Source organism: Mycobacterium sp. AZCC_0083 (assembly GCF_014202335.1).
GTDB lineage: Bacteria > Actinomycetota > Actinomycetes > Mycobacteriales > Mycobacteriaceae > Mycobacterium.
In genome coordinates this window covers 248,510-262,036 of sequence record NZ_JACHGP010000004.1, presented here as the reverse complement: position 1 = coordinate 262,036, position 13,527 = coordinate 248,510, and the positions used below count along the sequence as shown (strand labels likewise).

Annotated in this window: 14 protein-coding genes; 4 read left to right on the top strand and 10 right to left on the bottom strand. The window is 67.3% G+C overall.

The window, feature by feature from the left end; all coding sequences use genetic code 11:
- The first annotated feature begins 22 nt into the window (after positions 1 to 22).
- A complete protein-coding gene (locus HNP02_RS11575) occupies positions 23 to 880 on the top strand; it encodes a LuxR C-terminal-related transcriptional regulator (RefSeq protein WP_309241517.1) in 858 nt (285 codons plus the stop codon).
- An 83-nt stretch (positions 881 to 963) separates the two neighbouring features.
- Here the strand turns inward: HNP02_RS11575 and HNP02_RS11570 are convergent, their stop codons facing one another.
- From HNP02_RS11570 to HNP02_RS11545, 6 genes are all read right to left on the bottom strand, one after another.
- Positions 964 to 2,784 carry an ABC transporter ATP-binding protein gene (locus HNP02_RS11570; RefSeq protein ID WP_184438331.1) on the bottom strand — a complete coding sequence of 607 codons (1,821 nt, stop codon included), beginning with the start codon at positions 2,782 to 2,784 and terminating at the stop codon, positions 964 to 966.
- Positions 2,785 to 2,812: 28 nt separating this feature from the next.
- Positions 2,813 to 4,729 carry an ABC transporter ATP-binding protein gene (locus HNP02_RS11565; protein WP_184438329.1) on the bottom strand — a complete coding sequence of 639 codons (1,917 nt, stop codon included), beginning with the start codon at positions 4,727 to 4,729 and terminating at the stop codon, positions 2,813 to 2,815.
- Positions 4,730 to 4,834: 105 nt separating this feature from the next.
- On the bottom strand, positions 4,835 to 6,742 hold the full coding sequence (locus HNP02_RS11560) for an ABC transporter ATP-binding protein (protein ID WP_184438326.1): 1,908 nt from the start codon (positions 6,740 to 6,742) through the stop codon (positions 4,835 to 4,837).
- 116 nt (positions 6,743 to 6,858) lie between these two features.
- On the bottom strand, positions 6,859 to 7,404 hold the full coding sequence (locus HNP02_RS11555) for a chromate transporter (protein WP_184438324.1): 546 nt from the start codon (positions 7,402 to 7,404) through the stop codon (positions 6,859 to 6,861).
- Entirely contained in the window at positions 7,401 to 7,979 is a 579-nt protein-coding gene (locus tag HNP02_RS11550; protein WP_184438322.1) for a chromate transporter, read from the bottom strand. Before HNP02_RS11550 ends, HNP02_RS11555 begins: the two co-directional genes overlap by 4 nt.
- Complete coding sequence (locus tag HNP02_RS11545) at positions 7,972 to 8,961, bottom strand: phospholipase D-like domain-containing protein (protein ID WP_184438320.1); 990 nt, start codon at positions 8,959 to 8,961, stop codon at positions 7,972 to 7,974. Before HNP02_RS11545 ends, HNP02_RS11550 begins: the two co-directional genes overlap by 8 nt.
- Positions 8,962 to 9,087: 126 nt before the next feature.
- Here HNP02_RS11545 and HNP02_RS11540 point away from each other — a divergent pair, with 126 nt between their 5' ends.
- Positions 9,088 to 9,789, top strand: a complete 702-nt coding sequence (locus tag HNP02_RS11540) for a response regulator transcription factor (RefSeq protein WP_184438318.1) — start codon at positions 9,088 to 9,090, stop codon at positions 9,787 to 9,789.
- Positions 9,790 to 9,801: 12 nt separating this feature from the next.
- A complete protein-coding gene (locus HNP02_RS11535; protein ID WP_184438316.1) occupies positions 9,802 to 11,142 on the top strand; it encodes a HAMP domain-containing sensor histidine kinase in 1,341 nt (446 codons plus the stop codon).
- A 4-nt stretch (positions 11,143 to 11,146) separates the two neighbouring features.
- Here HNP02_RS11535 and HNP02_RS11530 read toward each other — a convergent pair whose 3' ends face one another.
- The 4 genes from HNP02_RS11530 to HNP02_RS11515 are packed head-to-tail and all read right to left on the bottom strand — an operon-like array spanning position 11,147 to position 13,194.
- Positions 11,147 to 11,590, bottom strand: coding sequence for a hypothetical protein (locus HNP02_RS11530; RefSeq protein WP_184438314.1), 444 nt, complete (start codon positions 11,588 to 11,590; stop codon positions 11,147 to 11,149).
- Positions 11,587 to 11,742, bottom strand: coding sequence for a hypothetical protein (locus HNP02_RS11525; protein WP_184438312.1), 156 nt, complete (start codon positions 11,740 to 11,742; stop codon positions 11,587 to 11,589). Before HNP02_RS11525 ends, HNP02_RS11530 begins: the two co-directional genes overlap by 4 nt.
- A gap of 11 nt (positions 11,743 to 11,753) precedes the next feature.
- Positions 11,754 to 12,767: an OmpA family protein gene (locus tag HNP02_RS11520; RefSeq protein WP_255506433.1), complete on the bottom strand. Its 1,014-nt coding sequence runs from the start codon at positions 12,765 to 12,767 to the stop codon at positions 11,754 to 11,756.
- Positions 12,768 to 12,825: 58 nt separating this feature from the next.
- Positions 12,826 to 13,194, bottom strand: coding sequence for an FKBP-type peptidyl-prolyl cis-trans isomerase (locus HNP02_RS11515; protein ID WP_184438310.1), 369 nt, complete (start codon positions 13,192 to 13,194; stop codon positions 12,826 to 12,828).
- A gap of 31 nt (positions 13,195 to 13,225) precedes the next feature.
- Here HNP02_RS11515 and HNP02_RS11510 point away from each other — a divergent pair, with 31 nt between their 5' ends.
- Positions 13,226 to 13,474 carry a DUF2630 family protein gene (locus tag HNP02_RS11510; RefSeq protein WP_184438308.1) on the top strand — a complete coding sequence of 83 codons (249 nt, stop codon included), beginning with the start codon at positions 13,226 to 13,228 and terminating at the stop codon, positions 13,472 to 13,474.
- Positions 13,475 to 13,527 lie beyond the last annotated feature (53 nt).

Here is a 13,527-nt window from a genome sequence, read left to right as displayed (position 1 = left end):
ACCCCCGAAGGAGGGGAATCCCGTGTCCGCCCGTTCGCCGCTGCTGCGCCCGCGTGACACGGACGCGCTGCGTGCCGAGCTGCGCTATGTCGCGGCGGAGGGCGGTGTTCCCGTGTTGTTCGGCGGCGAGGTGCACGGCGATGCGTTGCTGCTGAGCGAGTTCGTCGGGACCAGGACCGGGCTGTTGCGCGGCCTGGTGGTCCGGTCGAAGTCGGGGCTCGGCGGCGCCAGCATGGTCGCGGGACGGCCGATGTCGGTGGCCGACTATCGCAACTCCTCGCACATCACCCACGACTACGACACCCCCGTGCTCTCGGAGGGCATCCAGTCGGTGCTTGCCGTTCCCGTCGTCGTGGACGGCACCGCCAGGGCGATGTTGTACGGCGCCTACCGCGCAGGCGCGCCAATCGGCGGGCGAGCGGCCAACCTGATGGTCGCCTCGGCGCGGCGGTTGTCGGACGAGCTGCGCATTCGCGACGAGGTGGACCGGCGACTGCGACTGCGCGAGGCACACCTCGCCGGATTCGGCGACAGCGTGGCCTCCCCCGAGGCGATCCGCGAGGTGCACGCCGAACTGCGGCGGCTGGCATCCGACGGCACGGTCGCACCCGGCACCCGGGCACAGTTGCGCACGCTCGCCGACCGCCTCGCCGCGGCGCTGGGCGGGTACACGCCCGCGGTCAGCACGCCGTTGACGACGCGTGAGCTCGACGTGCTCGCCCAAGTAGCTCTGGGATGCACGAACAGCGAAGCTGCCCAACGTCTTTCGCTGAAACCGGAGACGGTCAAGAGCTACCTGCGCAGCGCGGCAGCGAAACTCGGTACCCGCACCAGGCACGAGGCGGTGTCGAGGGCCAGGAGTTTCCGGCTGATCCCCTAACCTCAGCGCGCCGAAACTGCGGTGAGATCGCGATCTACACCACAATTGCGATCTGACAGCAGTCTCGAGGTGGTGGGTGGCCCTCAGGCCAGCGAGTCGACCCAGGCCCGGTGCAGTGCGGCGTATCTGCCGTCGCGGGTGATCAATTCGTCGGGCGGACCGTCCTCGACGATGCGGCCGTGTTCGAGGACGAGCACGCGGTCCGCGCTCTGGACCGTGGACAGCCGGTGCGCGATGACCACGGCGGTGCGGTCGGTCAGCACGGTCGCCAGCGCCCGCTGCACCAACCGCTCGCTGGGGATGTCCAGCGACGAGGTGGCCTCGTCGAGGATCAGCACGGCGGGGTTGGCGAGGAACGCCCGCGCGAATGCGATCAGCTGTCGCTGGCCCGCCGACAACCGGCCGCCGCGCTTGGCTACGTCGGTGTCGTATCCGTCGACGAGTCCCTCGATGAACCGGTCCACACCGACCGCCCTTGCGGCGTCGCGCATCTCGTCGTCGCTGGCGTCGGGTCTGCCGAACCGGATGTTGTCGGCGACGGTGCCCTCGAACATGAAGTTCTCCTGGGTGACCATCACGATGTGGCGGCGCAGTTCGGCCTGCGCGAGATCTCGGAGGTCGACGCCGTCGAGTGTCACCGAGCCGTCGACGGGGTCGTAGAACCGGGCGATCAGCTTCGCGATGGTGGTCTTGCCTGCGCCCGTGGTGCCGACGAGGGCAACGGTCTGGCCGGCCGGTATCTGCAGGGTCAGATCGGGCAGCACGGGGCGGCCCGGTGCGTAGGAGAAATGCACGCCGTGAAAGCCGATGTCGCCGTTGACCTCTTGCAGATGCACCGGCTGCGGCGGATCCTCGATGCCCGGCTTCTCGGCAAGCACTCCTGCGATCTTCTCCAGCGCCGCAGCGGCCGACTGGAAGGTGTTGAAGAACTGCGAGATCTCCTGCATCGGCTCGAAGAAGATCCGCAGATACAGCAGGAAGGCGGTCAGGGTGCCAAGGGTCATCTCGCCCTCCAGCACCCGGTAGCCGCCGTAGAGGAGCACGATTCCGGTGGTGATGTTGCCGACCAGCCGGACCCCCGGCATGAACACCGCGAGCAGCTTGAAGGCCTTCTCGTTGATGTTCTTGTACTGGTCGGCGACGTCTTCGAAGATCTCCTGGTTGCGCGGCTCGCGGCGGTAGGCCTGCACCGCCTTGATGCCCGTCATCGTCTCGACGAATTGCACGATCACCAGGGCGGCGTTTTCGCGCACCTTCTTGTAGGTCTTCGCCGACTGCGTGCGGAACCACCACACCAGCGCCACTAGCACCGGGAAGGCGCCAAGACACATCAGGCCCAGCCGCACGTCGAGCACGACGAGCAGCACCGACGTCCCCACGAGCGTCAGGACTGCGGTGATCAGACCGTCGAACCCGGTCTCCAGCATGTCCTGGATGGCCTCGACGTCGTTGGTCGAGCGGGCGACCACGCGGCCGGAGGTGTAACGATCGTGGAAGGCGACGTCGAGACGCTGGAAGTGCCGGAAGATCCTGCGGCGCAACTCGAGTAGCACTTCTTGACCGATCCGCCCAGCGCGGCGCAGGAAGTACATCCGGCTGACGGCCTGTACCAGCACCACACCGCAGAGTGTCGCGACGATCAGCAGCAGTTCGCGCGACGAGCGGCCGTCCACGATCGGCGGGATGCCCTGATCGATGCCGCGTTGCACCAGCAGCGGCACCGACAGCCGGGCGGCGTTCTCCAGCACGACGACGATCGCCAGCAGTGCGACCGCGGTGGCGTAGGGCCGCAGCAGCGAACCCAGGAGCGTGCGGGCCTCGCGGCGGCGCGAGACCGATTCGTCGATGGGCAGATCGTCGTCGTCATTGGTGACGGCCCGTCCCCGCCAGTCCGTGGTGGTCATCGGTGCCGTCTACTCTTCGCGCAAGCGCTCATCGGCGTTCCGCCGCTTCCCGCTCGCGCCCGTCTTCGCGCGGTTCGGCCGCCCCGCGCTCCTCGTACAGATGGTCGAGCCGGTTGCGGTCCTCGTCCTGCTCCCACTCGCAGCTGCGCTCGGCTCCGTCGTCGAGGTCGTCATCAGCTGCCAACAGATAGCGGTACTCCGGTGCGTCGGAGAGCAATTCGGTGTGCGTGCCGACGCGCGTGATGGTCCCGCCCTCGATCAATGCCACCCGGTCGGCGAGCAGCACCGTCGAGGCGCGGTTCGCGACGACGACGCCGGTCACCGATCCAAGGATGCGGCGCAGCGCCTCGGTGACCACGGCCTCGGTGTGCACGTCGAGTGCCGACAGCGTGTCGTCGAGTACCAGGATCGACGGGGCAGCGAGCAGCGCCCTTGCCAACGAGAGCCGTTGCCGCTGCCCGCCGGACAGGCTCATGCCCTGCTCGCCGATCCGGGTGTCCAATCCGAACGGCAGGTCGTAGACGAAGTCGGCCGCGGCAACCGTGATGGCTTGCGCCATCTGGTCATTGGTCGCGTCCGGCCTGCCCAGCTTGAGGTTCTCGTCCACCGACATCGAGAACAGCGTCGGATCCTCGAAGGCGGTGGCCACGGCCTGCCGCAGCGCGGGCAACGACAGCTCGCGGATGTCGGTCCCGTCGATGAGGATCGCACCCTCGGTGACGTCATACAGCCGCGACAGCAGCGACACCAGCACCGACTTGCCCGAACCCGTCGAGCCGACCAGCGCGAGCGTCTCACCGGGTTCGACGGTCAGATCGACATGGCGCAGTGACCACGTCGCCGAATCGGGGAACCGGAATCCGACGTCGATCAGCTCCAGCCGGCCACCTCGCGGGGTTTCGCCGTCGGGGCCGTCGGTGATCTCGAGCGGCGCGTCGAAGATCTCGGCGACGCGGTTGGCCGCCGTCATCGACTCCTGCGTCATCGACAGCAGGAACCCCAGCGAGGCGATAGGCCACACCAGCGACAGCATCATCGTGATGAAGGCGACCAACGTGCCCATGGACACCAAGCCGTTGCCCGCCGCGTAGGCGCCCAAGCCCAGCACGACGATCAGGCTGCCGGTCGGGATGGCCTCGAGCAGCGTCCAGAACTTCGCCGAGACGCCGACCTTGCGGACCTCGGTGTCGAAAAGGTCGGTGGCACGCTCGTCGAACCGCTGATACGCGTACTCCTCGCGGCCGAAGGCCTTGACCACCCGCAGCCCGAGCGCCTGCTCCTCGACGTGAGTCGCGACGTTGCCGGACTGGTCCTGGGCCAGGCGGGAGAGCTTGGTGTACTGGCGCTCGAAGTGCAGCACGGTCACGGTGATCGGCACGATCGACACCACCACCACGACGCCGAGCGGCCAGTACATGGCCAGCAGGATGCCGGTCACCACGATGATCTGGATGACGTTGAGAAGCAGGAACAGCAGCCCAAACGACAGGAACTGGCGGATGGTGCTCAGGTCGTTCATCACCCGCGACAGCAGCTGTCCGGACTGCCACTGCCCGTGGAAGGACATCGGCAGGATCTGCAGACGGGCGTAGAGGTCCTTGCGGATGTCGGCCTCGACGCCCATGGTGGCGCGTGCCACCAGCCAGCGGCGGATGAACCAGAGCACCGCCTCCGACACCAGCAAGGCCGTGGCTGCGGTGCCGAGAACCCACAACTGCTGTTGGTTCTGGTGGCGGATGGGCCCGTCGATCACGGCCTTGGTCATCAGCGGGATCGTGACGGTGGCGCCGAGGCTGAGGAGTGCGGCGACGAGCATCGCGGTCCACCGCACCCGGTACGGCAACAGGTAGGGCAGCAGCCGAAGGATGTCCGACGCCGACCTGATCCGACGCGGCGGCGGCGCAATGGCCGGCTCGGAGCGAAGCCCCGATTCCCCAGCACGCATCTCTCCACCACCCATCAGCTCTTGTCTATCCCATCCCTACGACATCGCGGACGCCGTCGATCCCCGTACTCAAGGTTCCCACGAAGCACAACTAATTAACCGGCGTCACGCCGCAGCCACGTCGTCGCGGAACTGCGTCTCGTACAACTCGGCGTACCGCCCGCGGCGGGCCAGCAACTGCGGGTGCGTGCCACGCTCCACGATCCGGCCGTCCTCGACCACCAGGATCTGGTCGGCCGCGCGGATCGTCGACAGTCGGTGGGCGATCACGATCGACGTGCGGCCGGCGAGTGCCTCGGCCAACGCCTGCTGGACGGCGGCCTCCGACTCGGAGTCCAGCGACGCCGTCGCCTCGTCGAGCACCACTACCCGCGAGGATCCCAGCAGCAGGCGCGCGATGGTAAGGCGCTGGCGCTGCCCGCCCGACAGCCGGTACCCGCGTTCGCCGACCACGGTGTCCAACCCGTCGGGCATGTCGGCAACGACGTCGGCCAGCCGGGCGCGCCGCAAGGCCTCCCATAGCTGATCGTCGTCGGCGCCGGGTGCCGCGAGCGTCAGGTTCGAGCGGATCGACTCGTGGAAGAGGTGCCCGTCCTGAGTGACGACGCCGACCGTCTCCTTCAGCGACGCGAACGTCACGTCGCGCACGTCGGCGCCCGACAGTCGCACGGTGCCGGAGTCGACGTCGTAGAGCCGGGCCACCAGCGACGCGATCGTCGACTTGCCCGCACCGGAGGACCCCACGAGGGCGACCATCTGTCCGGGCGCCGCAGTGAACGAAATCCCGTGCAGCACTTCGTCACCGCCGCGGTTGTCGAGGACCGCGACCTCTTCCAGCGAGGCCAGCGACACCTTGTCCGCCGACGGGTAGCCGAAGCGGACGTCGTCGAACTCGACACCGACCGAACCGCGGGGCACCGGCACCGCGCCGGGCCGCTCTCGGATCAGTGGCGTCAGGTCAAGCACCTCGAACACCCGCTCGAAACTGACCAGCGCACTGGCGATTTCGACGTGCGCGTTGGCCAGTGCCGTCAGCGGTGCGTAGAGCCGGGTCAACAGCAGGGCCAGCGACACGATCGCACCCGCCTGCAGGTGTCCGCCGATGGCCAGCACACCACCGAGGCCGTACACCAAGGCGAGCGCGAGGGCCGACATCAAGGTCAGCGAGTTCATGAAGGTGGACTGCAGCATCGACGTCCGCACGCCGATCTCGCGGACCCGGTCGGCGCGCACCGTGAATTCCTCGGACTCGCGCACCGGGTCGCCGAAGAGCTTGACCAGCGTCGCGCCTGGCGCCGAGAAGCGTTCGGTCATCTGGGTATTCATCGTCGCGTTGTAGATCGCGCTCTCGCGGCTCAGCGTGGCCATGGTGCGACCGATGCGGCGGGCGGGCAGCAGGAACAGCGGGGTCAGCAGAAGGGACAGCACGGTGATCTGCCACGAGATGCTCAGCATCACGGTGAGCGTCAACGCCAGCGTGACCAGGTTGCCCACCACGCCAGACAGCGTGTCGGAGAAGGCCCGCTGCGCGCCGACGACGTCGTTGCCGAGACGGCTGACCAGTGCGCCCGTTCGGGTTCTGGTGAAGAACGCCACCGGCATCCGCTGGACGTGGTCGAACACGGCGGTCCGCAGGTCGAGGATCAAACCCTCGCCAATGTTGGACGACAGCCAGCGCGTCAGTAGTCCGACCGCGGCCTCGGCCAGCGCCACGACCGCGATGATCGATGCGATGACGACGACTGTGGACGGTGCGCTGAAACCTGAATTGCTCCTCGCGTCCGCACCATGCACGATGGCGTCGACCACCCGGCCCGCAAGCACCGGTGTGGACACGGCAAGCAGCGCACCCACCACGCTGATCGCGACGAATCCGCCCAGTCGACGGTGGTGGCGCGCCGAGAACCGCCAGATGCGCCTCAGCAGCGTGCGGTTCGCCAACGCGCGCAGATCGCCGCCGGTTGCGTGCCGCTGCCGATACAAGGCCCGGCTGGCCACCATTTCCATGCTCATGTCATCACCGTAAAACCTCAACAATGGATGAGGTCAAAGCCTTCCTGCGTGTCCCCGAGCGATTTGTGCACGCTGGGTCGCGCTGATGATCGCAACCCAGCGTGCACAAATCGCGGTCAGACGATGCCGAAGTAGCCGACCACCCCGGCGATCGCGACGATGAACAGCGGGTTGATCTTGCTGCGCACGAAGATCAACGTGCACACCGCAGTCAGCGCGTACGCCTTCCAGTCGTGGTCGGCGGCCCGGCTCATCACCAAAGACGAGGCCAGGATCAGACCGACGGTCAGTGGCGCGAAGCCCTTCTCGACCGCGATCCGCCATTTCGACTGCTCGGCCTTCTGCCAGAACAGTGTGATGCCGTAGACCAGCGACGCGGCGGGAATCACCATGGCCGCCGTCGCGATCACGCCGCCAAGGATGCCGCCCGCGACGCCGCCGACCGGCAGCCCGGCGGCGTAGCCGATCATGCCGACGATGAGGATGCTCGGCCCCGGCGCGGTCTGCGAGATCGAGAAGAGGTCGGCGAATTGGCCGTCGGTCACCCAATGGTCTTGTTTCACGGCCCGAAGATGCATCTCGGGCAGCACGGCGTTGCCGCCACCGATCGACATCAGCGACAGGGAGCCGAACAGGACGATGAGTTGCAGATAGGTGCTCACGCCGCGGCTTCTTCCTTGCGCCCCCTAGGCCAGGCCCAGATGAGGGCGAGGGGCGCGACGATGCCGAGTACTCCCAGCAGCGGCCAGCGCAGCACGCCGTTGAGCACGAACGCGAGTCCGAACAGCGCCACCGGGATCACACCGGTCAGGCACTTCTGTCCGGTCTTGACCACCATCGCCAACGTCAGCGCGACGGCGGCCGCGGACGCCCCGTGCAGCACCCCCTTGACCGCGGGCACCTCCCTGAACTGGAAGTAGAGCCACGCCATGAACAAGACGATCGCCAGTGGCATGAAGCACAGCCCGATGACCGACGCGACCGCCCCTGGCATCCCGCGCATCTTGGTGCCGACGAATACCGCCATGTTCACCTGGTTGGCACCGGGCAGGATCCGGCACATGGTCATGGCGGACAGGAACTCGTTCTCGCCCATCCATTTCTTCTCGACCACGATCACCTCGCGCGACCACGCGGAAAGGCCACCGCCGAACGACGCCAGTGCGATGTGGTTGAAGGTCAAGGCCAAGGTCGCGAGCGACACCCGTTCCGCAGGCGGCAATGGCCCCTCACTCATGCACGAGTTCCGGGTCGTGGGGGAAGTCGTCCTCGTGGTGTTGGGCCGGATCGAGCGGGTCGGGCGGGTCGTACTGGTGTGAGAGCCGCCAGTCCTCGTCGAAGACGGCTCGCAGGCGCGCGACCACGGCTTCGTCGGTGACCGTGATGCCCAGTTCGCGGCGCAGATCGAAGGCACTGCGGTCGATGTTCATCGAACCGACAAGGGCCCGCTCGTCGTCGACGATCAGCAGCTTGGCGTGCACCCTGAGGTTCTTTTGCTTGTGCACCTTGACGCCGAACCTGCGCAACGTGCGCAGCGAGGCGAAGGTGTCGAGCACGTCCCAGTCACTGATGCCGTGCTTGCCGCCGCAGAGCACGTGCACCTTCACCCCGCGCTGCGCGGCGTCGATGATGCGGTCGAGGATCACCGCGTCGACGTACTTGGGGTGCTGGACGTCCAGGCGGTGGGTGGCGGAATCGATGAACTGGGCCATGTGGAGTCGCGAGTTGGAGTTGCTCCACGACAGGCCGTGGCTGTCCGTCGGCTCCCAGTCGCGGTGGCTCCAGTCGGCCTCGAACACCTCGACGATCTGGGCCACGTTTCGGGAGTCGTGGGTGATCACACCGTAGTCGCGGGTGAGGGTGAAGTACTTCTCGCAGAGGTTGAACGTCGCGACCAGGGCCGCCTCCTCGTCGACCACGATCGACTTTTCGTGCGACACATAGAACTTGGGGTTGGCCCACTGCACGTCGATCCCGGCGGCCAGGAACCGCTCAAAGGTCTCGTCATTGGCCCGGTCCCCGCCGGAGCGCGCCGCGTTGAGCATCACCCGCACGTCGACGCCCGCGTTCCTGCGGCCGATGACGGCGGCGATCAGGTCTTCGGAGGTGAAGGTGAACTGCTTGATCAGAAGCGACTTCTGCGCGGATTCGATGAATTCTCGGACCGGCCCGAGGCCATCGTCGGGTTGGACGATCAAGTGAGGACCGGTGGGATGCACGATTGATGAAGTTAGCACTGGTAACGGCTGTTTGGTCGGGACGCGGCATGAACTCTCACAGACGGCATCGCAGGCGCCGTCCCGCGCCTAACACGCCCGGAGAGGGTCATCGGGCAAGATGACCCTATGGACAGCGGAGGTTCATCCCCCCGAGTGCTCGTGGTCGACGACGATCCCGACGTGCTCGCGTCGTTGGAGCGTGGGCTCCGGCTGTCCGGATTCGACGTGTCGACCGCGGTCGACGGCGCCGAGGCTCTGCGCAGCGCGACCGAGACGCGGCCCGACGCCATCGTGCTCGACATCAACATGCCCGTGCTGGACGGCGTCAGCGTGGTGACCGCGCTGCGCGCGATGGACAACGACGTCCCGGTGTGCGTGCTGTCCGCGCGCAGCTCGGTCGACGACCGCGTCGCCGGCCTCGAGGCGGGCGCCGACGACTACCTGGTCAAGCCGTTCGTACTGGCCGAGTTGGTGGCGCGGATCAAGGCGCTGTTGCGCCGGCGTGGCGCCACCGCGACGTTCTCGTCGGAGACCATCGCCGTTGGCCCGCTCGAGGTCGACATCCCTGGCAGGCGCGCCCGCGTCAACGGCGTCGACGTCGACCTGACCAAGCGCGAGTTCGACCTGCTCGCGGTGCTGGCCGAACACAAGACCGCGGTGCTGTCCCGAGCCCAGCTTCTCGAGCTGGTCTGGGGCTACGACTTCGCGGCCGACACCAACGTGGTCGACGTGTTCATCGGATACCTGCGGCGCAAGCTCGAGGCCAACGGCGCGCCTCGCCTGCTGCACACCGTGCGCGGGGTGGGATTCGTCCTCCGGACCCAGTGAAGTAGCGCGCCGATGAATCGCCTGTCGCGGTACTTCCGGCGCACCCCGTCGCTTCGAACCCGCGTCGCGTTCGCCACCGCCATCGCGGCGGCGATCGTGGTCGGCATCGTCGGCACCATCGTCTGGGTCGGCATCACCAACGACCGCAAGGAGCGCCTCGACCGTCGTCTCGACGAGGCCGCCGGTTTCGCGATCCCGTTCCTGCCGCGAGGGCTCGACCAGATCCCGAAGTCGCCCAACGATCAGGACGCGATCATCACCGTGCGCAAGGACAGCGAGGTGACGTCGAACTCGAACGTGATCCTGCCCGAGTTGTCGCCCGGCTACGCCGACACCTACGTCAACGGTGTGCGGTACCGGGTGCGCACGGTCGAGATCCGGGCGCCGGAGCCGATGTCGGTTGCCGTCGGCGCCACCTACGACTTCACCATCACCGACACCTACAACCTGCACCGGCGGGTCATCATCATCTGCCTGTTCGCGATCGGCGCCGCCGCGGTCGCAGGCTGGCTGCTTGCCGCCTTCGCGGTGCGGCCGCTGAAGCGGCTCGCGCAGCAGACGCGGGCGATCGACGTGGGCGGTGAGGCACCCGACGTCGACGTGCGGGGTGCCACCGAAGCGGTCGAGATCGCCGAGGCGGTCAACGGCATGGTGCAACGCATTTGGGAGGAGCAGGACAACACCAAGGCCGCGCTCGCGTCGGCCCGCGACTTCGCCGCGGTGACGTCGCACGAGCTGCGCACTCCGCTTACCGCCATGCGCACCAACCTCGAAGTGCTGTCCACGCTCGACATGCCAGAGGAACAGCGCAAGGAGGTGCTCACCGACCTCATCCGCACCCAGACGCGCATCGAGGCGACGCTGTCGGCGATCGAACGACTTGCCCAGGGCCAGTTGTCCACGTTCGACGACCACGTTCCCGTCGACATCACCGAGCTACTCGACAGGGCCGCTCACGACGCGATGCGGGTCTTCCCCGAGTTGGACGTGTCGCTGATACCCGCGCCGACGGTGATCATCGTCGGCTTGCCCGCGGGGTTGCGACTGGCCGTCGACAACGCGATCGCCAACGCCGTCAAGCACGGCGGCGCCACCAGGGTGCAGCTGTCGGCGGTCAGCTCACGCGCTGGGGTTGAGATCGCGATCGACGACGACGGATGCGGCGTGCCCGAAGAGGAACGCAAGGTGGTGTTCGAACGGTTCAGCAGGGGCTCGACCGCGTCGCATTCCGGCTCCGGCCTTGGCCTGGCACTCGTAGCGCAGCAGGCCGAATTGCACGGCGGCACGGCGACATTGGACGACAGCCCGCTTGGCGGCGCGCGACTGCTGCTGCGGCTCCCCGGCCCGTCCTGAGCTGCTACGTGCCGCGCTGAGACTTACCGCTGTCCCACCGATTGAAGCCGGCCGCCTCTGCCGTCTCCACGTCGCGGAACCACACTTCGGCGATGGTCCGCCTATACGTCGGGCTCTCCGGTGAGTGGTAGAGCATCGAGTCCTCGTTGCCCTTGATCGTGTAGCCGGACGGTGCATCCGCCGATCCCACCGCAAGCCGCAGCGAACCCTCGCCGTACGGTGGTTCCTCAACGGGAGCCGTTGTCGCGGCGACTGTTTCGGCGGTGACCTTCTCGGCCTGCGGGATATCGCTGCCCGAGTCGACGAGCTTCGCCGGGGTCGCAGCACCGGCCGCTCCCGCCGCGACGGATACGGGCACTTCGCGCTCGACCCTCCGGACCATGAAGGCGAGCGTGATGACCAAACCGAGCACGAACGCCAGTGCCACCAACCACCAGTTCACGGTCATTTCGCTGCCTCCGATTCCGGCGCACCGGACAGGTCGGCCCGTGCGGCTTCCTCGCTGGTGTGCTTGATCGTGACCGCGGCGAGCGCCAATGCGACCAGCGACCCCGCGAGGAACGCGAGCAGGTACCACACCCATTGGATGACGAAGTCCATGTCGAATCTCCTCAGCTGACCGTGATCTCGACGCGGCGGTTCTGCGCTCTACCCTCGGGGGTGCCGTTGTCCGCGACGGGATCGGCCGAGCCCGCACCCCGCGAGGTCACCGCACCTGCGGCCACTCCATCCGAAACAAGGCCATCCGCAACGGCTTTGGCACGGCTGGCACTGAGAGGCACGTTGATCGCGTCGGAGCCGCTGCTGTCGGTGTACCCGGCGACAGCCACCTTGACATCGGGGCAGGCCTTCAGCTTGCCCGCGATCTGGGACACCAGCTGCCGTGAGTCCGGCGCCAACGTGAAGCCGTCGGTGCTGAAGTTGATCGGCGTGCGCAGCAGCGCAGTGACGTCGGCCTGCAGTGTCGCGCAGGGCCCACTTTGGCCCGTTCCGCTGACCGGACCCGGTGGCGGCGCAGGTGGTGCCGATGCGGCCTCGACCTGAATGTTGTTGACTATCTTCACACCCGGCCACGTTGCGGCGGCTGCCGACTCAGCGGCCGCCTTCAGCTCCTCGGAGGGCGCGGTGCCGCTCAACGTCAAAGTGTCACCGACGAGGTTCAAGCCGAAGCCGGGAATGCCGATGGCCGCGCTGAACACCCCACCCAGTCCGGCGATGTCGGGAACCGTGACGCCGGGAGTGATCTTGAGTTCGTCGACGATCTTTGCGCCAGGCATCGTCGTCACCAATGCGTCGATCAATGACGTCTTCGTCGCCTCGTCGGGTACTTCACCGGCAACGGTGAAGCCCATGGCGCCTGCGGGGTCGCCAACGTTCCCGTTGCGCACGATCGAGAACGGCGCGTATCCCCCGGCAGGCATGCCTGCGGTCGTGGTCGGGACCGGAGGACTCGCCGGCGTCGTGAGCGTTGCCGACGGGTTCACGCTCGGCGCGGTGAGTACGGGGTCGTTGGCGGAGCGGTCGGTACCGGCCCAACCGATCAGGGCGATCAGCGCGGGAACGACCAGAAGAGCCAGAAGCCAGCCCAGGCCAGGTTGTCGTCGGTAGAACTTCGAATCGGCCATAGGCCCCCCTATCGTCGGCAGCCAGCCTATGGCCGCCTGGGAACGGTCGGTAGTCCGGTCAGCGAACGTCGAGCAGATCGATGACGAAGATCAACGTCTTGCCCGACAGCCGGTGCCCCGAGCCCGCCGCTCCGTACGCCTGGGCCGGCGGGATGGTCAGCTTGCGCCGTCCACCCACGTGCATGCCAGGAATACCGTCCTGCCAGCCCTGAATCAGGCCGCGCAGGGGAAATTCGATCGACTCGCCCCGGTTCCACGAGCTGTCGAACTCATCGCCCGTGTCGTACTCGACGCCGACGTAGTGCACCGTGACGGTGCCGCCGGGGACTGCTTCTGCGCCGTCGCCGACCGCTACGTCTTCGATCACCAGCTCAGCGGGTGCAGGACCGTCGGGGAATTCGATCTCGGGTTTCTTGTCGCTCGCCACGCCCAACACCGTAGTCGGGCAGACTGGTCGCGTGGACAAGGACCGTGACATTCTCGCCGAGGTCAACCAGCTCGTCGCCGAAGAGCGCGAGCTCCGGGCCAAGGTGCAACACCGCGAGATCGACGAAACCGAGGAACATCAACGGCTGCGCGCCGTGGAAGTTCAGCTCGACCAGTGTTGGGACCTGCTTCGGCAACGCCGGGCCCTTCGTGGGACCGGCCAGGATCCCGATCAGGCTCAGGTGCGTCCGCCCGATCAGGTCGAGGGCTACCTGAACTGACCGCAGCCATGACGTCCCCCGTCGCTTCGCTCGCCTCGGTGACATCTCCCGTC